Raw genomic sequence first — 20,998 nt, forward strand, 5'->3', positions numbered from 1 at the left:
CCTATAGTAGTTGATAAAGATTTTTTCTCTAAAGTTTTGGTAACTTTGAAAGTATCATAACAAATATAGTTCAGAACGTGTTGCTTATAGATATTATCAAAATTAGTTAATTTAGTTTTTAATATATTCATTACTTCTACGGCTAAATTATTATCATCAAATTTTAAAATATTTTCTAGTAGTTTAATTAATCTATGATTTTCTATTGATAAATCTTTATCTATATGAACATTTAAATTATAATTTTTAAATATATATTTATATTTTTCATAATCACTATTACGATAAAGAATAGCAATATCTTCATTTTTTAATTTTAACTCTTTGTCTTCATATTCTTTTTTTATCTTTATAATATTTCTAGCTACTTGCTTTATTTCTAGCTCCATATCGTCTGCTTCAAACACTTGAACACTATCATCAAAAATATTTGTTTGTGATTTCAAAATTTTAGGATATTGATCTACTAAATAAGCTAAAGAAAAATTATCTTTATATCTATTATCATAATTTTCTAAATTTTTACGCGCTAGTATTTTATTATTTTCTAATTCTAGTAGTATTTTATTAGCTTTATTATTATCTTGAACTATAGTTAATATATTATATCTAGTTATTTTAAGTTTTTTTATTATATTATTTATATGTGCTATAATTTCATGAGATTTTCTGTATATATCTAAACTATAAGATACATTTTTATAGACATCATTAAGAGAAAGATTATAATATTTTAAATTCAAAATATCATACCCTTTAATTAATTGTTCTAGATTACAATTAACATATCTACTTATATCTGAAATTATAGATATTACCATTTTTTTACTATTCTTCACTAATTTCTCAATATAAAGATATTCTTTTGGAGTAAAGTTATAGTAGCCGTCTATATAAAAAATATAATTAGATAAATCTATATAATCTAAACAAAGCAATATATTATCTATATAGTCCGTTTTATCTAACTTTTTATTATTTTGTAATTTTAAATTGTAATTAAAGTAAATTTCACTTATAGCTTTTACTTTTTCTTTATGGGAATCATTATCTAGATTATTTATATAATCATCTAATTGGTCTAAATCTATATTATATTCTTTTAATTCTTTTATTATATTGTCTACAATTTCTATAAAATTAACATCATTAATCATTCTATTAACTAAAAAATTGTTAGATTCTTTTAAATCTTCTGCAATTTGTAGATAATAAAATAAATTGATTTCATCGGAAATTAACTTATTGTTATCAATCTCTTTTACAAGTTTTCTTGATAAAGAATTAAAGTTCGCTACGTCTATATTAAAAGTACCATTAAATCTATCACACAATATTCTCTCAAAGTTATAACCATTCTGTTCCGGAGTCAAAACAATAATTTTGCTATTATCTTTTTCTTTCGCTATTTCATTAATTATATGCTCAGTTTTACCTAAGCCACTTGGAGAAATTAATAATTCTAAATCCACAATAATACTCCTTTCTTTATCTAAAAATATAATATAGCAATACTAAAATAATTAAGTTATATACAGAGAAGAAAGAAAATATATAAAATATACTTTCTTTCTTAATTATTAAATATTTCTATATCCTAATATTATTTATAACTATATAATATTACTTAGTTGCTTTTTTATATTTAAATACTGCATTTGCCAAATCATCAAGTAAATCATCTAATTCATTCCAATCTTTAACAGTTGCTCCACTTGCTAATCTATGACCACCGCCATTATATTTTTCAGCTATACCATTAATAACAGGTCCTTTTGATCTTATACGAACTCTTATTTTATTACCCTCATCTATAGCGAAACACCATGCTAAAAGTCCTTCTAGACTTCTTATCAAATTAACACCACTGGAAACTTCACCAGGTTCTATTTCATATTTGTCCATATCTTCTTTAGTTATTTTCAAATAAGCTACACCTTCATGATAGACAACATAATTTTCAAAAATAAATGCTCTAAATCGCATCATTTTCTCTGATGTAATATCTATCTTCTCTATTAATTCTACCATATCAAAATTGTATGTTAGTAACCTAGAAGCAATTAGCATAGTCTTTGAGCTAGTATTAGGAAATAAAAATCTTCCTGTATCTCCTACTATACCTACATAAAGCAATTTAGCCGCCGTATCATTTAGTCTTATATCGTATTTTTTATTAAGATAATCATAAAAATCGTATATTAATTCACTACAAGAAGATACATTAATATTTACTAAATTAATATCTCCATAATTATCTAAAGGCGGATGATGATCTATTTTGATTAAAAAATTATTATCACTAAATAATTTACCATCTATTCTAGGATAATTAGCTGTATCTGTAACTATAACTAATGCATTATTATAGTCTAATTCTTCTACTTCTTTTGTAGAAAACAAAAATGATAGTGAAGGAGATTCTTTTCCTACTAAAATAACTTCTTTATCTGGGAAATTATACTTTATTATTTCTGCTAATGCTCCTTGTGATCCATACGCATCTGGATCAGGTCTTTCATGTCTATGTATTATTATTTTCTTATTTTCTTTTATTTTTAAATATATACTATCGTACAATTCTTCTAAATTTTCTATCATTAAACTCTATTCTCTTTTCTAGTTTCTTTGGAATACTTGACAAGTTACTAAAGCTTTTGCCACTAAATCATTTTTATCATATACTTCTACATCAAATTTTGCAGATTTTCTTCCTATGTCCATTATCATAGTTTTTGTAGTAATAATTCTATCTAAAGGTACTGTACGAATAAAGTACACATTAACACTTTGCATTAATACTTCACTTCTATTGTAATTATAACTAGTAATATGCACAGATTCATCAATTATACTAAGAAGTGCAGAGCGTGAGAATGTTCCGAACTGATCTAACATTTGAGGAATTACTTTGATTTGCAGTCCATCTGCCCTTGACACTATACCTTTACGAATAATTTCATCAAAAGTATCACTATGTTGATTTTCTTGATATCTATTGTTTGTTAACATAGAATTTATAACAATTTTTCTAGTAACAACTCCTAGTAATGTATTTTTTGAATCTATTACTGGCATCAATTCGAATCCTTCTAAAAGCATAGTATTAGCTACTGAAGAAACAGGATCATTTAATTCTGTAGTAGTTACTCTTCTTTCCATTACATCTTTTATTGATGTTGATCTATCTTGTAAAAATACATCACGAGCAGTTACTATACCCACTAATTTCCCATATTCATTAACTACTGGAAATCTTGTATGACCAACTTTAAGTTGTAAATCATACCAATCTTCTACTGTTGCATTAATACCTATTGTATATATATGATCTTTTGGTAAGTAGATACTATCTACTGTAACAATATCTCTCTTTATAATTTGATCATTTGTTACTCTATTTATTAAATGCGCTACCGAAAATGAATCATGAGGTGTAATTATTAAAGGTAAATTTTTAGAATCTGCTACTTTTTTTATGTCATCACTAGGTACATATCCACCTGCTACAAGAATAGCACAATTTTTCTCTAATGCCATTGATATAACATCTGGTCTATTACCTACTATCAACAATGTACCTTTTCTAATATGTTGGCTAACTTGTTCTGTATCCATTGCTCCTATTGCAAAATCTTGGACTATTTCGTGAATACCACCTCGCCCAGCAATTAACTGACCACCAACTATATTAACTATCTCAGAATAAGATAACTTTTCCACATTATCTCTTTCTTTTTTCTGTATCCTTACTGTCCCTACTCGCTCTATTGAAGATACAAAACCTCTATTTTCTGATTCTTTTATTGCTCTGTATGCAGTTCCTTCACTAACTTTCAAATCTTTGGCTACTTGTCTAACGGATATTTTATTTCCTATTGGTAGACTTTTTATATACTCTAAAATTTTTTGATGTTTAGTCTTCATAATATAGCAATCCCTCCAACATTTCTGTAATATTATAATTTTTCTAGTATATTATATATTTTTTTCTTGCTTAATGCAAGAATTATACTGTATTGTATTATAATTACTGTTAAATATAATACAATACAAAAATATTATTAAAACTTTTTTTTCTTGTTACATAATATATAATAAAAAGGATAGTTTTGATACTATCCTTTTTATTATATTTATTTATAATTTTCTACCAGCTGGTAGTTTTTTTGCATATCCTTCTTTGTTTTCTTGTTTTACTCTAGCTATTACCAAACTATCATCTTCAACATCATCAGTAACAGTTGTTCCAGCAGCCACTACAACTCCATTTCCTATTTTTAATGGAGCTATTAAGTTAGAATTACATCCTATAAATGTATCATTTCCTATTGTAGTATTATATTTATTTTGACCATCATAATTTACTGTAATAGTTCCACAACCAATATTAGTATTTGACCCTACTGTTGCATCTCCTAAGTAGCTAAGGTGTGCTGTTTTTGAGCCTTTGTCATATGTTGTATTTTTTAACTCAACAAAGTTACCTATTCTTACTTCATCTGATAATTTAGTATTGTTTCTTAAGTGAGCATATGGCCCTACAAAAGAATTGTCTCCAACTATAGAATCTGTTATAGTTGATTGTAATATTTTTACCCCATCTCCTATAATAGAATTTTCTATATATGTATTTGGCTTTATTTTACAATCTTCTCCTATAATAGTATTTGATTTTATAGTAACATTAGGATAGATAGTTGTATCTTTTCCAATCTTTACATTCGGTGCTATATAAGTATTTGCTGGATCAACTAGTGTTACCCCTTGTAACATATGCAATGTATTTATTCTATCACGCATAACATTCTCTGCATAAGATAAAGATACTCTGTCATTAACTCCAAATGTTTCATCAAAATCTTCACACAAATATGTTTCTATTTTTTCTCCTGCTTCTCTAATTAATGTTAATACGTCTGGTAAATAATATTCTTGTTGTTTATTATCATTTTGTACCTTACCTATTAAATCAAATAATAATTTATTGTCAAAACAATATATACCTGAGTTAATTTCTTTTATTTTCTTTTCGTCTTCAGTTGCATCTTTTTCTTCTACTATTTTTAAAAATTTATTATCATTATCTCTTATAATTCTTCCATAAGCAAAAGGGTTATCTGCAAATGCTGTAAGAACTGTAGCTTTTGCTTCGCTATTCTCATGATGTGTTAACATATTGTCAACTGTTTCTGCCCTAATAAGTGGTGTATCTCCATACATTATTATAGTAGTTCCTTCTTTATCTACTAATTTTTCTTTTACCACTTTTACTGCATGTGCTGTTCCTAATTGCTTTTCCTGTAAAACAAATTCACTTCTATTACCTACAGCTTCTTTTACCTTTTCTGCTCCACACCCAACTACAGTAATAACACGTTGCATATTTAGATTTTGAATACTATCTAATACTAACTCTACCATAGTTCTGTCACAAACTTTATGTAACACTTTATATAATTTCGACTGCATTCTCGTTCCTTTTCCTGCAGCTAATACTATTGCAAATCTATTATTCATTTCTAACCTCTTTTATATTGTCTTTATTCAATAATTGTTCTAGAGCATTTCCATTTTCTATCTCAAACTCTCCAGTATATTCATTAATATTAGTTATTTTTGATAAATAAGTATACCTTTCATCATAAAATTGTTCTGCATTAAAACATTGTGATAATACTGCTATACCTACTACCTCAGCATCAAACTCTCTCATTAAAGTTTGCATACCAGTTATTATACCACCACCACGCAAAAAGTCATCAACAAGTAATACTTTAGACCCTTCTTTTAAACTTTTTTTGGATAACGCCATAGTCTCTATTTTCCTACTAGAACCAGACACAAAATTTATAGCCAATGTAGTTCCTTCTGTAACTTTATTGTCTTTTCTTATAATAACTACTGGTTTATTTAATACAGAAGCTACCGCATATGCGACCGGAATACCTTTTGAAGCTACTGTAACTATAGCATCTATCTCTTTGTTCTGATAAATATTTGATATCAAAACACCAATTTTATTCATTATTGAGGGATTTCCTAATATATCAGACATATATACATAGCCACCTGCTAGTAATCTGTCATTTGCCTTTAACATTTCTAAAAATTCATCAACAATTTCAGTTGCTACTTTTGGACTAAGAACTGGTTGAAAAATGACCCCTCCGTTAACTCCAGAAAGAGTTTTAATATCTCCTATACTCTCTTCTTGAAAACTTGTTTTTATTATATGTATATCTTCACTAATTGATGATTTTGCCTGATTAAATTTAGAAACAAAATATGTTAGCGGAATTAATTTGTTCGGATTTCGTAATAAGTATTCTGTCATTACTACTATCCTTTCGCTTCTTTTTAGTTTCATACACTTCTCCATTTTATTAATTATAATTTTTATAAATTATATAGAAAATAATATCACGATTGTTCGGAATAGTAAAGTAAAAAAACAGCTAATTTATATTTTTATATAACTAATACTAGTATATAATAGAAAAATATACTTAGTTTATAGTATATATGCTATTATAAAAACACGTATATTTACTCTAATACATTAAATATTTCCTTATTATACATCTATTTATTGATTATTAATTTATTTTATAGTAAAATTTATCTTAAATATATAATTTTGAAAGAAAGAGGAAAAATATAAAATATATGGATCTCAGTATCTCAATTAAAATATTGTTAATTATTTTATTACTAGTAGGATCTGCACTTTTCGTTATGGCAGAATTTGCACTAGTAAAACTACGCCCTACAAGAATTCAAGAGCTTGCCAAAAATGGTAATAAAAAAGCAAAACTATTATTAGGAATGGTTGAGCATTTAGACAGCTATTTATCTGCAATGCAATTAGGTATAACTATAGTATCGCTTGGTTTAGGGTGGATTGGAGAATCAACATTTTTTGTATTATTTAGTCCAATTTTCAATTTTTTTAATATAAATGAGGCACTTAGTCATACACTAGCATATGTTATTTCTTTCTCATTTATGACACTTTTACATGTTGTCTTAGGAGAATTAGTACCTAAAACTATGGCTATACAAGATGCAGAAAAATCAGCATTTAGAGTTGCAAGACCAATATATATTTTCTACAAAATTACAAGACCAGTAGTATGGTTGCTAAATGCACTAGCTAACTTAATAACAAAAGCTTTAGGATATGATTCTGTTGCTGGTCACGGAGATATTCATAGTGAACAAGAATTAAGAACTATTATGAAATCTTCTCGTGCTCACGGACAAATAAACGATACAGAATATAGATATGTTGAAAGAGTTTTTGAATTTGATAACAAAATAGCAAAAGAAATAATGACTCCTAGAACAGAAATTGAAGCTATAGATTTAGAAGATTCATTAGCAGTGATAATGCGACAAATGAAACAAGAGGAATATACTAGATACCCCGTTGTTAATGACGGTGATAAAGACAATATAATCGGTATATTAAATGTCAAAAAATTGTTATTTGCAGACAATAAAATCGAAACTACAAAAGATTTAGAAGAATTTATTACTCCTGCAATCAAAATTTTTGAGCATACTCCTATATCTCAAGTACTAAAAGTAATAAAACAAAACAGAGAGCATATGATTATTATTACAGATGAATATGGTGGTACTAGTGGATTAGTTACTTTAGAAGATATTGTAGAAGAACTAACAGGAGAAATTAGAGATGAATTTGATGAAGATGAACAAAGCCTAATTAAAAAACTTAAAAATGGACACTACTTAGTTGATGGTTGGGTACCTATTCAAGATATTAATGCACTATTTCACGTAAATATACCACACGAGGAAGTAGACACTATTGGAGCTTTTGTTTATATGCAAAAATATGAAGCAAAAGTAGGAGCTACTTACAAAATACAAAATATAACTTTTAAAGTTAGAACTATTGATGATCAGCAAATTCGACAAATAGAAATTTGGAATGATGAAAAAGAAAATAGTTAATATTTAGACTTATCTAAATATTAACTATTTTTACTTTTTCACAAAAAAATAATATTATTAATGTAATTATAACATAGATATATGTTATAATAAGTAGTAACTAATTTTTTTAGAAGGATTTGATTATGAATAATATTAATGACAAAAAAGATAGCTTATATGAAGAATTATCTTTATTAGAAAAAATTAAATATTCAATAAAAAAATATAAAATAAATAATAAAGAACAAAAAATAATTAAAGAAAAACGAGCTGCTCAAGCTAAATTAGAAAAAATAAAAAAAGAGCTAGATAAAGCTTTAGAACTAGATAAAATTACTAAACAAAAGCTTGAAAAAGAAAAACAAGAACTAGAATCTATTAATGAACAAACTAATATTAACTCTAAACGTATTGATCAAGAAAGAAAACGTCTTGAACAAGAAAAAAAACGTATATTAGAAGAACAACAAAAAAAACAAGAAGAAGAGTTAATTCGTAAACAGCAAGAAGAAGAACGAGAATTAGAAAAGAAAAGACTTGAACAAGAACGTATTGAAAGAGAAAAAGCCGAAGCTCGTGAACGTAAACGTCTTGAGCAAGAGCGTATCGAAAAAGAAAAAGCCGAAGCTCGTGAGCGTAAACGTCTTGAACAAGAACGACTTGAACAAGAAAAATTACTAAAAAGAAAAAAAATTGAAGAACAGTTAAAAAAAGAAGAAGAAGCACGTAAAAATAAAATTTATGAACAAGAAAAAGAAAAAAATAAAATTGAAGAAGAAAGAAAAGCTATACTAAAACAAATAGAAACTATATCTGAACATACAAAAAAAGAAGAACGTGCAGCTAGAAAATTAAAATTACAAATTTCTGATAATGAGAAACACTTATTATCTGCTCAAGAAGAACTTCTTGAAAAAGATTTAGAAATAAATTCGGAAAAACTAAAACTTGCAAACCTAAACAAATTAAATGCAGATGAAAAAACTAAAAATAACATTATAAAAAAAGAAGAACGTATAAAAACTTTATTAAATCAAAAACAAGAATTAATAAAAAATATTTCTGTTAGAAAAAAAGAACTTGAAAGACAAAAAAAATCTTTAATTCGTGAAGAAAAAATAGATGATATTTTAAATGAATTTAATAATGTAAAAAAAGAAGTCGTTAAAGATGATGAAACATTAGTACAAGTAACTGACAAAAAAGGAAAAAAACATAACATATTTAAAGTATCTTTTGATTATATAATATATTATATTTTCAGAAAAACTAAAAATAGAGAATACATAAAAGATATATCTTCTAATATTAAAATTAAAATTACTATTTCACTAATGTTATCAATGTTTTTAACTATTATAACTATAGCCTTATTTGCTATAGTTATCCCTGGTAAAGATAGCTACAGTGAAAATAATTACTCAAATCAACAAGAAAATAATAATGTTCAACCAGTAGAAGAAAAGAAAACAGAAAACAATCAAAACGAAAATTCTGTAGATAGAATAAGCAATAAAGCATTAGAAGAAGAAATTGAAGCTCAACAATCTTCTAAATCCATATCTTATTATTTTACAGTTAATAGAACTATAAAAATAAAAGAAAAATTGCATACTTTTTCTTCTCCAAACTGGAGTGATATATCTAATATATTAGCTGAAGGAACAACTGTAAAAGTTGATTTGCTAACTTCACCAGGTGGTTATATGATGTACAGAATTTCAGATGGAGAATATACAGGAAAATATATTACAGCTAATAATAACCTTGTAACTATTGAAAATCAAAATGACGCTATTAACACACAATTTATTAGTAAACCTATTGCTATAAAAATATTAGATAATACTGAAAGTTATAGTAACCTTGAATTAACTAGTTCTAAATCTACGGTTTATAAAGGTGTTACTCTAAACATATCTGGTATGAGTATATCATCTAACAATAGATTAATATATCATATTACAAATGGCACTTACGTTCCTGTAGATTTTTCTAAAACGAGTGAAACTCAAAGAGCTACAATAACTCAAAAAGATAAAGATGACAACTCTAATTCCTCATCTTCTACTAATAAATCTTCAAACAATTAAAATAAGAAAAATCAATAGAATAAAAAATAGAATTGATAACATTAATTCTATTTTTTATTCTATATTTAAATCTAGAAATGAAAAAAGATATAGAAATTAAAATTTCTATATCTTTTTTCATTTATTAAGCTTGTGGATATACAGAAACTTTTTTACGACTACGTCCGTATCTTTCGAAACGTACAACTCCGTCAACTAGTGAGAATAAAGTATCATCTCCACCTTTTTTAACATTTGTTCCTGGATATATCTTAGTTCCACGTTGTCTATATAAAATTGAACCTGCTGTAACAAATTGTCCGTCAGCGCGTTTAGCACCTAATCTTTTTGATTCTGAGTCACGACCGTTTTTAGTAGATCCAACCCCTTTTTTAGATGCGAAGTATTGTAAATTTAATTTTAACATCATCACTATTTCACCTCTCTTGTTTCAATATTAATAAATTCAGAATAATTTTCTTCTATAGCTTTTAATGATAAAATCATTGATTTTAAAAGAAGTTGCTCTTCATTCGTAGAGTCTATAGAACGATAAGTTATATGTCCTGTTTCATCTTCATTAGCAGAAACATCAAAAACTACATTATCATCAAGAATATCTATAGAGTTTATAATACCTATTACTACTGCTGAAACACCTGCACACACAATATCAGAACCTTGTTCAGAAAAATTTGCATGACCGTCAACAGTAATTAACTTAATTCTATCTTCTTTTTTTTCAACTAATACATTTATCATAATTATGCATTAATTTTTTCAACAACCAATTTAGTGAAAGGTTGACGATGACCTAATTTACGGTGACTGTTTTTCTTAGGTTTATATTTAAATACTGTAATCTTTTTCCCTTTACCATGAGCAACAACTTTTGCTGTTACTGTAGCACCTGCTACGTATGGGCTTCCGATTTTAGTAGATTCTCCACCAACTAATAAAACTTTATCAAAAGTGAATGTTGACTCTTCTTCTGCTGTTAATTTTTCAACAAAGATAGTTTGTCCTTCTTCTACTTTTAGTTGTTTTCCACCTGTTTCGATAACTGCGTACATATTTGCACCTCCTTAAATTTTTACTAAGACTCGCCAAATAAGGTGGATTACTCTCTTATTTACCCTATTCGTGCGGTTGTAGTAGCAAGGAGCTACTTCAACATTACAATTCTATCACATTCATATTTTATAGTCAATAGTTATTTAGAAAAAATCCATGCTTTATTCATGTTTCTTTCAATATCATTTTTTGTGAATCCAGTATAATTATTTAATTTTAAATCGTCATCATCTGGATCATTTATATAATATTTATTATCTTCTAGACCCCTAATAACTTTATAAGTAATTTTATTACCAAATAATCCTCTATTAAATTGAACTAGAACTGGCTTATTGTTTTTTAAAGCCTCATTAATTTTATCAATATCTGTTTTTTTAACAACTTCTGTTTTTAATCCATATTTATCTGCAAAAGATGTTACTATATTATCATTTGTTCCTTGACCCGAAGTATAATATTTTACTCCAGCCCAGTCAACTATGTTACTTACCGTAATATTTTTAGATGGTTCCATATAATTTATTATCATAGCTAACGCTATTATAGCATCACCATTATCACTAATTTTTTTACTATTATCTGTTCCATAACCTATATTTTTAAAATCATCTTGCTTTGTATAATAGAATGGAATATTCATTCCCTTTTGTGGCATATTTACTAATTGTTCTTTTCTTTTTTCGCTGTAATTATCTAAATTAATTAAATAATAAAAATATTCCTCTATTCCAGATTTTACTGCTAATGCGTATTGCTTAACATAAATATCATTAGACAAAACATCAATATCTACATTACTATTTACATTCCCTACTAACACTAACACTTCTGGTACATCTGGATTTGTAGATTTTACTAAATTCTCTTTTTTCTCAGATGTTTTAGTTTTCAAAATAAAATTATTATAAATACTTTTTTCTAGATACTTACTTAATATTTTAGACGATGTATTATTATAATATATTATCGGAGATATGCTAGAATTATCATTATTAGAAAACCCTAAATTAATAACTATATTAGCTTTATTATCTGCTATTAACTGAGAAATATCTGAGCTTTCTACTTTTTTAGATTCTTCTCTTGTTATAATTGTTTTGATATTAGATTTTTCCAATTCTTGTTTTATTTTATTCGCTATATACAAAGATTTATCATCTTTATCTTCAATATAAGTAGGATTTATTAAGACAGTATAATTTTTTAATTGTTCTTTTAACCTATCTTCTGGACTTTTAATTGTAGAACCTACTATATTCCAACCAGGTATCCAACCTACATTACCATCTTCCGTACTAACTTCTATCCAATCTCCGCTTTCTGATTTTTTGTTCAAAATATCACTAGACTTTATTGTCTTAATAAGTGGGTATGATTCCGAAGGGCCTGTTCTTAAGTCTACGTCTTTAGAAGCTACAACTTCGTTTACAACATTTTTAGCTTGACTTATAACTTGTTTATTATAAGTATAATATACTATAGTGGCAGCCATTAAAAGTAATGCCATTACTATTGTTAAAGCAGTTAAAAAGTTTATTTTTTTTCTTCTCTTTATTCTCATAATTAATTACCGTTAGTTAATTTTTCATATACAACTGTTATAGGACCGTCATTTATAATACTAACTTCCATATGTGTTTGAAATATACCTGTTTCAACTTTAATGCCTTCAGCTCTTAAATAATCATTAAATTTTAAGTATAAATCATTTGCTTTTTCAGCTGTAGCTGCATTTGTAAAACTAGGTCTTTTACCTTTTCTAGTATCTGCGTATAGTGTAAATTGTGATATAGACAAAATTTCTCCGCCTATATCTTTTAGACCTAAGTTTATTTTGCCATTATCATCTTCAAATAGTCTTGCATCAGCAATTTTTTTTGCTAATAGTTTAGCATCTTCTTCTACCGAATTTTTATGAACACCTACTAGTAAACAATAACCTTTATCAATTTTACCTACTATATCGTTATTTACAACAACTGAAGCTCTTTTTACTTTTTGCAAAATTACTTTCATAAGTCCTCCTATTTTACAATTCTTTCTACACTATAAACATCTGGTATTTGACGTAGTTTTTTTATTATAAAATCACACTCATCAACATTTTTAACTAAAATACTTAGTTCTATAATACAAGTTTTATCAGATTTCAACTCAGAATTTATTTTCTTTATAACTATTTTGCTTTCATTAAGTTTTAATAAAACCTCATTTAATAACATTTCTTTATCAAAAGAGTGAACTTGCAAACTAACAGCATAGTCTCTTCTTTTTATACTGTCAACCCATTCTACTTCAAGTAGTCTATTTTCATCTTCATGTTGAACATTTGGGCATTCTGTTCTATGAACAGTAACACCTCTACCTTTAGTTATAAAGCCTACTATATTATCTCCTGGTATCGGTTTACAACATTTTGATAGTCTTACCAAAATATTATCAACACCTTTTAGATAAACACCTGTTTCTGTGACAATTTTCTTTTTATCCTCAGAGCCACTAAGTAATTTATCTAATTTTTCTTTCGTTTGTTTTTCTTTTCGAATTTTTTCGGTCAAACGCATAAAAACTTGATTAGCAGATATAGCTCCATAACCTATTGTTCTGTATAATTCTTCTATACTAGAGTATTTATACCTTTGTAAAACATTTTCTATAGCTTCTTGCGTCATTACTTCATCAATATCAAAGCCGTTAAGTTTTATTTCATCTTTTAAAAGAACTTCTCCTTTTTCTAAATTCTCTTCTCTTGCAGCTTTTTTAAAAAATGATTTTATTTTTGATTTAGTTTGTGAAGATTTAGCTATTTTTAACCAATCTCTACTAGGACCAGATGAACTATTGCTAGTACGAACATCACATATTTCTCCAGTAGAAAGTATGTAATCAAAAGGAACTATTTTATCATTTATAGTGGCTCCAATCATCTTATTTCCTACTTCAGAATGAATTGCATATGCAAAATCTACAACACATGATCCTTTAGGTAATTCTATTATATCGCTATTAGGAGTAAATACATATATTTTATCACTTAGTAAATCAACTTTTAAAGAATCCATAAAGCCTTCGGCAGTATCTTCAGTTTCATCACCTTCTGCTATTTTTTGAAACCAATTTAATTTTTGATAAAAGTTATCTTGCTTTCCTGCTTTACGTCCTTCTTTATAAGCCCAGTGAGCAGCAATACCTTTTTCTGCAATTTCGTGCATTTCATATGTTCTTATTTGAACTTCCAACGGTTGTCCTGCTGGCGATAATAAAGTAGTATGTAGAGATTGATACATATTTGGTTTAGGCATAGCTATATAGTCTTTCATTCTACCAGGTATCGGTAACCACATATTATTAACTAATCCTAATGTAGCATAGCAGTCTGATACTGTATTAACTAATACTCTAACTGCCAACAAATCATATATTTCATCAAAACTTTTATTTTGTTTTTGCATTTTTTTATAAATACTATATATATGTTTTGGACGACCGTTAACTTCACCAACAATATTATTTTCTTCTAGTACAGAAACTATTTCCTCACAAGCATTTTTTATACTTTCTACCCTAACACTTCTCTTTTGTTTCATTTGTCTTACAATAGAAAAATATTTTTCTGGGTGTAAATATCTTAATGATGTATCTTCTAGTTCCCATTTTATAGAACTAATACCTAGTCTGTGTGCAAGAGGTGCATAAATTTCCAAAGTTTCACTTGAAATTTCTCGTTGTTTTTCTTCTCTCATATGCTTTAATGTTCGCATATTATGTAGTCTATCAGCTAACTTTACAAATATGACTCTTATATCACTCGCAATTGCCATAAACAATTTTCTATGATTTTCTGCCTGAGATTCTTTTTTTGAAGTATACTTAACTTTATCTAGTTTAGTTACCCCATCTACAATTTTAGCTATATCTTCTGTAAATTCCTCTTCTATATCTTCAAATGAATAATTAGTATCCTCTACTACATCATGTAGAAATCCTGCACAAATAGTTGCATAATCTAATTTTAACTCAGCTAATATCCCTGCAACTTGAATAGGATGTAAAATATATTCTTCGCCTGATTTTCTATATTGTCCAGCATGTGCTTTTTTAGCAAGTAGATAAGCCTTCTCTATAACTTCTAATTGTTTTTCTGATAAATACTCTTTACAAAGTTTAAACACATCTTCGAAAGAATATGGATATTCTAAGTTCATAAAAACCCACCTTTCAAAAATTTATTCTAATTATACTATAATAACATAAAACCCTAATAAATACTAGTATTATAAGATTTTACTAATATAAATAATATAATTTTTAATCAATACTACAAATGATTTATTTAATTTTTCAGACAAAAGACTAGAAAAATCTTGCAATTAGTTTGCATAAATATTATAATGGTTGTAATAAATTACAGAGAGGTAAAAAAATGACAAAACTTCAAAAAAAAGATATTAATATTTCATTAACAAAAAATCCAAAACAAAAACCTGATCAAAGTAATTTAGGATTTGGAAACCATTTTACTGATCATATGTTTACTATGGAGTGGAACGTTGATAAAGGTTGGTATAATCCACAAATAGTTGAATATGCTTATATTCCCATGTCTCCTGCACTTATTTCACTTCATTACGGACAAAGTATTTTCGAAGGTATGAAAGCATATATAGCTAATGGAGAACCTGTACTATTTAGACCTGAAGAAAACTTTAAAAGATTAAATCAATCTGCTGAACGTCTAGCATTACCACAAATTGACGAAGATTTTGCACTAACAGCTCTAAAAACATTACTAGAAATAGAAAAAGATTGGATCCCTACTCTTGAAGGAACATCTCTATATATTAGACCATTTATGTTTGGTGCTGATGAGTTTTTAGGAGTTAAAGCTAGTAGCAATGTAAAATTCATAATAATCCTATCTCCATCTGGTGCATATTTCAAAGATGGTCTACAACCAAATAAAATATTTGTTGAAGACGAATATGTTCGCGCAGTTCGTGGAGGAACAGGTTATGCCAAAGCTGCAGGTAATTATGCAGGATCATTACTTGGACAAAAAAAGGCAGAAAAATATGGATATGCGCAAACTCTTTGGCTTGATGGAGTAGAACAAAAATATGTAGAAGAAGTTGGAGCTATGAATATTTTCTTCAAAATTGATGGAAAATATGTAACTCCTGAATTAAATGGTTCTATTCTTCCTGGAATTACTAGAGATTCTATTATTAAACTTCTTAAACATAATGGAGAAGTAGTCGAAGAACGTAAAATTTCTATAGATGAAATATATGAGGCTGCTGATAATAATAAATTAGAAGAAGTATTTGGAACAGGAACTGCTGCTGTTATTTCTCCAGTTGGAGAACTTTTCGATGGTAAAAAGAAAGTTGTAATTAACAATTTTGAAACTGGAGAAGCTACTACAAAAATATATAATCAATTAACAGGTATTCAATTAGGTAAAGTAGAAGATTCATTTAATTGGGTTCATAAAGTAAAATAAAATTAAATAAAAAAAGAATTACATTTATCGCTGAAAATAAATGTAATTCTTTTTATTTCTTATTTACTAAATTCCCACAAAGCTTTCATATCTTCTCTTAATTCTTCATAAGTCCACGACTTCAGTGATTTTCCTAGACTATTTGGATCGTTGATAATATATTGTCCATTATCATCAATACCTACTATTAAAACTATATGCCCTACAGTAGTAAATTTTCCAGGATTTACTGACATAATAACAGGATTACCACTATTTAAAGATTTATCTAAAGAATCCTTATTCAAAGTAAGGCGTTTAGTTTTTATATTATAGTAATTTGCAATGTAATCAAAAAACGACCAACTAGTTCCATACTTTGTATAATAACCCGCTTCATTTTCAATTTTTGCTATTACATTAGGTGTTATAGTTTCATCATTTAAAAGTCCACTAAATGCCATAGCTACAGAAGTTGGTCCACATCCACCTACTGCAATATCGTCATTTCCTAAAGAATCATGTGCCCATCTTCTATCCCATTGAATATAATATGGATATTTTCTTCTTAAAGTCACTGTTTCTCCGTACTCAAAATTTACTCTTTCATTATTCAGATAACCTACTATATACTCTGTAATGTCTTTATTATTTGCTAACATTTTTTGTTGAGTAAACGGTAATCTATTTATATTATCATATATATACTTTCCTTTATCATTATTATGAGAATATTGCTCTAAGTCATTATTAATATCTATATCAGAAGTTAAAAAAGGATAAGGTTGTTCAACTCCTTTAATATTATCACGATAAATTACTTCAGCTTTTGCAGATTCAGTAACATTATTATAAATATTGCTGTTATCATAAATATCTTTAACTCCTATGCTATAAATTAACATAACTACGACAGTAGCAATAAATAAAAAATATTTTTTAAACATACTAAAATTACTCCTCTTAAAATGATTTATTTTTTTACAGAAATTAATAATCCCATACAAATTATTACTATATAACCGATTATAGCATAAAAATCAGGAACCTCTAAAAAAAATATATATCCTAATAATCCTGCAAATATTATTTGACTATAATCAAAAACAGAAATACTTTTTGCAGCGGCGAATCTGTAAGCATAAGTTATTCCAAATTGTCCTATTGTAGCAAAAATACCAACAAGTAACAACATAATAAACTGATACGTAGTCATAGGTCTAAAGTCAAATACAACAAAAGGTAAAACTACTATGCAAGAAAATAAAGAAAATGAAAAAATTATAAATTCTGGTGAAATTTTTCTTCCACCCAAATATCTTATTGATGTATATGCTGCACCAGCACAAAAAGCTCCCAAAAGGGCAAATAATGCACCTAATGATATAAAATTTCCTAATCCTGGTTTTATTACTAACAATATACCTAAAAAAGCACATAAAATTGCTAGTATTTCTTTAAATGTCATTTTTTCATTAAAAAGAAAATAAGATAAGATTAAAACAACAAAAGGCGACAATCTCTGAATTACTGAAGCATCGGCTAAATTAATATTACTAATAGCATAAAAATTAAAAAGTAAACCTATAGTTCCGAAAAAAGACCTTAATAAAAGTACAAAAAAGTCTTTTTTATTTTTTGGAAAAACAACATTTTTATAATTATTAATTATCGGTATAGCTGAAACTATTAACGAAATAAAATTTCTAAAAAAAGACTTTTGCATAACGGGTAAGTCACCTGAAAGTTTAACGAATACTGCCATAAAAGAAAATCCTATCCCTGACAATAAAATACATATTACACCTAAAAATATATTATTTTGTTTATCCATAGATATTAATTTAAGTTATCTCCATTATTTTTTAGCTCTTCAAACTTGGCCTTCATTGTTGGATTTTTTCTAACTAATTTTTTTACAGTTAAATCATCTGCTTTATTATTAGCTAAACGTAAATTTCTATCAGACGATAATAAAGCATCTTTTGTTTTTTCCAAATGATTTATAGTTTTGTCTATTTCTTCTATAGCCTCTTTAAATCTACGACTAGCTAATTCATAGTTTTTACTAAATGCTGTTTTAAATTTATCTAAATCATTTTCAAAATTAGTTATATCAATATTCTGCTCTCTAATTAAGGCTAACTCTTTTTTGTAAGATAATGAATTTAAAGCTGCATTTCTAAGAAGTGTGATTATAGGTATGAAAAATTGAGGTCTTATGACATACATTTTTTCATAGTTATAAGATACATCCACTATTCCATTATTATAAAAATCATTATCTGCCTCTAACATAGAAACTAAAATAGCATATTCACATTTTTTTTCTCTTCTATCTTTATCTAATTCTTTGAAAAAATGATCATTTTTCTTTTTAGTCGCAGTTTCATCACCCTCGTTTTTCATTTCAAACATTATAGAAATAATCTCTATACCATTTTCATCGTATTCTCTATATATGTAGTCACCTTTACTTCCTGTTTTGGCATCATTATCTTTACCAAATTCTGCATTAGGGAAAGCAGACATTCTTATTTGATTAAATTGAATTTCACAATGTTGTTCTAAACTTTCTCCTATCATCTTTGTCGATTGTTTAGCTTTAAAATCTTTGTAAAAAGCAATTAAATCCTCTTTTTGTTTTAATTCTAGTTCATATTTCTCTTTAATATTTTTTTTCTCTAATTCTGCTTCCAAGTCTTTATTGTTTAATTTATTTGTTATCTCAAAAATTTGCTTATCTTTTTCTGATAGTATTGTTGTAATTTCTATAGCTTTTTCTTGATCTTTATCTTTTGATAATTTATCTAGTTCAAAATTTTTCTTAACTTCTAATTCCCTATTTTTTGATTCTAATTCAATTATTTTTCTCTTATTTTCTTCTAATTCCTCTTTTATTTTATTAGATAGCTTAGTTAACTCCAATTCTTTATTTTTATCACTATTTTCTAATTCCGATTTAAGCTTAGATATTATTATTTCTTTTTTTGAAATATCTTCATTAAGAGAATTTTTAAATTTTTCTTCCATCAATTTTAATTCATTTTTATGTTGCTCTTCTATATGAATAACTCTTTTAGATAGTTCTTTTTCAAATTCTTTATTACGTATCTGATCAACTATATTAGCATATTTCATTTCATCAATAGTAAATGCTGTTCCACAGCTAGGACATTTTATATCGTTCATAATGTCTCTCCTTATTCATTATCAAAAATTTTTTTATATTCTCCGTATCCTTCTTCATCCATATTATCATAAGGAATAAATTTCAAAGAAGCTGAATTAATGCAATAGCGTAACCCACCTTTTTCTTCTGGTCCATCTGGAAATACATGATCTAAGTGTGAATTACTATCTTTACTTCGTACCTCTATTCTATTCATTCCATAAGAATAATCTTTATACTCTTTTAACATATCTGTAGATATTGGTTTAGAAAATGCTGGCCAACCACAACCAGAATTAAATTTATCTTGTGAAGAAAATAAAACTTCTCCCCCAACCACATCAACATATATCCCTTTCTCATAAAAATCATTATATTCTCCTGAATACGGTGCTTCAGTAGCATTATTTTGAGTTACCTCATAAGATAAATCTCCTATACGTTTTCTTAAATCTTCTTTTTTCATTATGGAATACCCCTCTTATTTATTTTTCCTATTTAATAAAGCTGCTATCCAATCTGGTGCATAAGCTGATGTACAACCTTTAGATACTTTTTGATCTTTATAAACTGACAATTCTTCTCCCAAAGAAATACAATATTCTAAATAGTTATCATAGTTAATTGCTATAGTTACTAAACAGTGATTCATTACCCATTTAACTAAATCAGGAGAACTGACTAAATTTTCTTTTATTTCTTTTAAAATCAATTCTATTTCTTCGTTAGTTGCTTGTTTACTCGCAAAATATTTTACTCTCAACTTCCAAGATAGTCGATTATAAATAATAGAATCCATAGTTGAGAAATTATTCATTATGTCTTTCCAACAAAGACTATTAAATATAACTTTTTCTGTAAAAGAATCCAATACTGTCAAAGATATATTTTTATTCACCAAAAAATCAATATCGTTTATATTTAATTTCTGTGAATCAAATAATTGAACTGCTAATAACATTGCATCTAAATTTTTTGTTTCCCATAATTGCTTTGCTAATTTATTATTAATTTTTAATTTTTTAGCTATTTTATTTATTTCACCTTTTAACACACCATAATATGGTTTAGGTTCATTATTTTTTTCATATCTTTTAATTACTGATTTGTTAGATTTATTTTCTAATTCTGTTAATACATCTTTTATCATTAGTACCTCTACAAATAATATTAAAAAATATTTCCTAATCTAGCGATTTACCACTATTCTAGGAAACATTCATAAATAAA

The 20,998-nt window shown here is 26.7% G+C and carries 19 protein-coding genes and 1 other annotated feature; of the genes, 3 read left to right on the forward strand and 16 right to left on the reverse strand.

All coding sequences use genetic code 11. The features are described from left to right. The 5 genes from HZY83_RS06225 to purR form a co-directional block, all read right to left on the reverse strand. Nucleotides 1-1,472, reverse strand: a 1,472-nt coding sequence (locus HZY83_RS06225; protein WP_370520054.1) for a PD-(D/E)XK nuclease family protein, incomplete at its 3' end; no start/stop codon positions are given. 151 nt (nt 1,473-1,623) lie between these two features. After that, entirely contained in the window at nt 1,624-2,601 is a 978-nt protein-coding gene (locus tag HZY83_RS06230) for a DHH family phosphoesterase (RefSeq protein WP_179943192.1), read from the reverse strand. 18 nt (nt 2,602-2,619) lie between these two features. Next, nucleotides 2,620-3,927 carry a DRTGG domain-containing protein gene (locus HZY83_RS06235; protein ID WP_179943193.1) on the reverse strand — a complete coding sequence of 436 codons (1,308 nt, stop codon included), beginning with the start codon at nt 3,925-3,927 and terminating at the stop codon, nt 2,620-2,622. Between the two features lie 213 nt (nt 3,928-4,140). After that, entirely contained in the window at nt 4,141-5,520 is a 1,380-nt protein-coding gene (gene glmU / locus HZY83_RS06240) for a bifunctional UDP-N-acetylglucosamine diphosphorylase/glucosamine-1-phosphate N-acetyltransferase GlmU (protein ID WP_179943194.1), read from the reverse strand. Further along, nucleotides 5,513-6,370: a pur operon repressor gene (gene purR, locus HZY83_RS06245; protein ID WP_179943195.1), complete on the reverse strand. Its 858-nt coding sequence runs from the start codon at nt 6,368-6,370 to the stop codon at nt 5,513-5,515. Before purR ends, glmU begins: the two co-directional genes overlap by 8 nt. A 299-nt stretch (nt 6,371-6,669) precedes the next feature. On the opposite strand from purR, the gene HZY83_RS06250 reads away from it, so the two are divergent. Both HZY83_RS06250 and HZY83_RS06255 read left to right on the forward strand, forming a co-directional pair. Further along, a complete protein-coding gene (locus tag HZY83_RS06250) occupies nt 6,670-7,983 on the forward strand; it encodes a hemolysin family protein (RefSeq protein ID WP_179943196.1) in 1,314 nt (437 codons plus the stop codon). A 125-nt stretch (nt 7,984-8,108) separates the two neighbouring features. Next, nucleotides 8,109-10,058 (forward strand): coiled-coil domain-containing protein, encoded by a 1,950-nt coding sequence (locus HZY83_RS06255; protein WP_179943197.1) that lies wholly within the window; start codon nt 8,109-8,111, stop codon nt 10,056-10,058. A 124-nt stretch (nt 10,059-10,182) separates the two neighbouring features. Here the strand turns inward: HZY83_RS06255 and rpmA are convergent, their stop codons facing one another. The 6 genes from rpmA to HZY83_RS06285 form a co-directional block, all read right to left on the reverse strand. Beyond that, a complete protein-coding gene (gene rpmA, locus HZY83_RS06260; protein ID WP_179943258.1) occupies nt 10,183-10,464 on the reverse strand; it encodes a 50S ribosomal protein L27 in 282 nt (93 codons plus the stop codon). Nucleotides 10,465-10,469: 5 nt separating this feature from the next. Then, nucleotides 10,470-10,799, reverse strand: a complete 330-nt coding sequence (locus HZY83_RS06265) for a ribosomal-processing cysteine protease Prp (protein WP_179943198.1) — start codon at nt 10,797-10,799, stop codon at nt 10,470-10,472. A 2-nt stretch (nt 10,800-10,801) separates the two neighbouring features. Next, a complete protein-coding gene (gene rplU, locus HZY83_RS06270) occupies nt 10,802-11,110 on the reverse strand; it encodes a 50S ribosomal protein L21 (RefSeq protein WP_179943199.1) in 309 nt (102 codons plus the stop codon). Between the two features lie 16 nt (nt 11,111-11,126). After that, nucleotides 11,127-11,198, reverse strand: a sequence feature (ribosomal protein L21 leader region). Nucleotides 11,199-11,250: 52 nt separating this feature from the next. Further along, nucleotides 11,251-12,675, reverse strand: coding sequence for an N-acetylmuramoyl-L-alanine amidase (locus HZY83_RS06275; RefSeq protein ID WP_179943200.1), 1,425 nt, complete (start codon nt 12,673-12,675; stop codon nt 11,251-11,253). A gap of 2 nt (nt 12,676-12,677) precedes the next feature. Further along, the gene (gene dtd / locus HZY83_RS06280; RefSeq protein WP_179943201.1) at nt 12,678-13,130 is read right to left on the reverse strand and encodes a D-aminoacyl-tRNA deacylase; all 453 of its coding nucleotides are present in this window, start codon (nt 13,128-13,130) and stop codon (nt 12,678-12,680) included. A gap of 8 nt (nt 13,131-13,138) precedes the next feature. Further along, nucleotides 13,139-15,319, reverse strand: coding sequence for a RelA/SpoT family protein (locus HZY83_RS06285; RefSeq protein WP_179943202.1), 2,181 nt, complete (start codon nt 15,317-15,319; stop codon nt 13,139-13,141). Between the two features lie 218 nt (nt 15,320-15,537). On the opposite strand from HZY83_RS06285, the gene HZY83_RS06290 reads away from it, so the two are divergent. After that, nucleotides 15,538-16,617 carry a branched-chain amino acid aminotransferase gene (locus tag HZY83_RS06290; protein WP_179943203.1) on the forward strand — a complete coding sequence of 360 codons (1,080 nt, stop codon included), beginning with the start codon at nt 15,538-15,540 and terminating at the stop codon, nt 16,615-16,617. Between the two features lie 59 nt (nt 16,618-16,676). On the opposite strand, the gene HZY83_RS06295 is transcribed toward HZY83_RS06290, so the two are convergent. From HZY83_RS06295 to HZY83_RS06315, 5 genes are read right to left on the reverse strand one after another with little or no spacing between them, the layout of a single operon-like run. Continuing rightward, nucleotides 16,677-17,543, reverse strand: a complete 867-nt coding sequence (locus tag HZY83_RS06295; RefSeq protein ID WP_179943204.1) for a C39 family peptidase — start codon at nt 17,541-17,543, stop codon at nt 16,677-16,679. A gap of 26 nt (nt 17,544-17,569) precedes the next feature. Further along, a complete protein-coding gene (locus tag HZY83_RS06300; RefSeq protein WP_179943205.1) occupies nt 17,570-18,430 on the reverse strand; it encodes a DMT family transporter in 861 nt (286 codons plus the stop codon). Nucleotides 18,431-18,435: 5 nt separating this feature from the next. Continuing rightward, nucleotides 18,436-19,788, reverse strand: a complete 1,353-nt coding sequence (locus HZY83_RS06305) for a DUF2130 domain-containing protein (RefSeq protein WP_179943206.1) — start codon at nt 19,786-19,788, stop codon at nt 18,436-18,438. A gap of 11 nt (nt 19,789-19,799) precedes the next feature. Continuing rightward, a complete protein-coding gene (gene msrB, locus HZY83_RS06310; RefSeq protein WP_218925359.1) occupies nt 19,800-20,234 on the reverse strand; it encodes a peptide-methionine (R)-S-oxide reductase MsrB in 435 nt (144 codons plus the stop codon). A 15-nt stretch (nt 20,235-20,249) separates the two neighbouring features. After that, a complete protein-coding gene (locus HZY83_RS06315; protein WP_179943207.1) occupies nt 20,250-20,918 on the reverse strand; it encodes a DNA alkylation repair protein in 669 nt (222 codons plus the stop codon). Between the last annotated feature and the right edge of the window lie 80 nt (nt 20,919-20,998).

This window comes from Gemella sp. GH3, from assembly GCF_013415425.1.
Lineage (GTDB): Bacteria > Bacillota > Bacilli > Staphylococcales > Gemellaceae > Gemelliphila.

Excerpts from the sequence above, each read along its gene's own strand:
- HZY83_RS06230 (WP_179943192.1), bottom strand. The coding sequence starts at position 2,601 with ATGATAGAAAATTTAGAAGAATTGTACGATAGTATATATTTAAAAATA.
- HZY83_RS06235 (WP_179943193.1), bottom strand. The coding sequence starts at position 3,927 with ATGAAGACTAAACATCAAAAAATTTTAGAGTATATAAAAAGTCTACCA.
- glmU (WP_179943194.1), bottom strand. The coding sequence starts at position 5,520 with ATGAATAATAGATTTGCAATAGTATTAGCTGCAGGAAAAGGAACGAGA.
- purR (WP_179943195.1), bottom strand. The coding sequence starts at position 6,370 with ATGAAACTAAAAAGAAGCGAAAGGATAGTAGTAATGACAGAATACTTA.
- HZY83_RS06250 (WP_179943196.1), top strand. The coding sequence starts at position 6,670 with ATGGATCTCAGTATCTCAATTAAAATATTGTTAATTATTTTATTACTA.
- HZY83_RS06255 (WP_179943197.1), top strand. The coding sequence starts at position 8,109 with ATGAATAATATTAATGACAAAAAAGATAGCTTATATGAAGAATTATCT.
- rpmA (WP_179943258.1), bottom strand. The coding sequence starts at position 10,464 with ATGTTAAAATTAAATTTACAATACTTCGCATCTAAAAAAGGGGTTGGA.
- HZY83_RS06265 (WP_179943198.1), bottom strand. The coding sequence starts at position 10,799 with ATGATAAATGTATTAGTTGAAAAAAAAGAAGATAGAATTAAGTTAATT.
- rplU (WP_179943199.1), bottom strand. The coding sequence starts at position 11,110 with ATGTACGCAGTTATCGAAACAGGTGGAAAACAACTAAAAGTAGAAGAA.
- HZY83_RS06275 (WP_179943200.1), bottom strand. The coding sequence starts at position 12,675 with ATGAGAATAAAGAGAAGAAAAAAAATAAACTTTTTAACTGCTTTAACA.
- dtd (WP_179943201.1), bottom strand. The coding sequence starts at position 13,130 with ATGAAAGTAATTTTGCAAAAAGTAAAAAGAGCTTCAGTTGTTGTAAAT.
- HZY83_RS06285 (WP_179943202.1), bottom strand. The coding sequence starts at position 15,319 with ATGAACTTAGAATATCCATATTCTTTCGAAGATGTGTTTAAACTTTGT.
- HZY83_RS06290 (WP_179943203.1), top strand. The coding sequence starts at position 15,538 with ATGACAAAACTTCAAAAAAAAGATATTAATATTTCATTAACAAAAAAT.
- HZY83_RS06295 (WP_179943204.1), bottom strand. The coding sequence starts at position 17,543 with ATGTTTAAAAAATATTTTTTATTTATTGCTACTGTCGTAGTTATGTTA.
- HZY83_RS06300 (WP_179943205.1), bottom strand. The coding sequence starts at position 18,430 with ATGGATAAACAAAATAATATATTTTTAGGTGTAATATGTATTTTATTG.
- HZY83_RS06305 (WP_179943206.1), bottom strand. The coding sequence starts at position 19,788 with ATGAACGATATAAAATGTCCTAGCTGTGGAACAGCATTTACTATTGAT.
- msrB (WP_218925359.1), bottom strand. The coding sequence starts at position 20,234 with ATGAAAAAAGAAGATTTAAGAAAACGTATAGGAGATTTATCTTATGAG.
- HZY83_RS06315 (WP_179943207.1), bottom strand. The coding sequence starts at position 20,918 with ATGATAAAAGATGTATTAACAGAATTAGAAAATAAATCTAACAAATCA.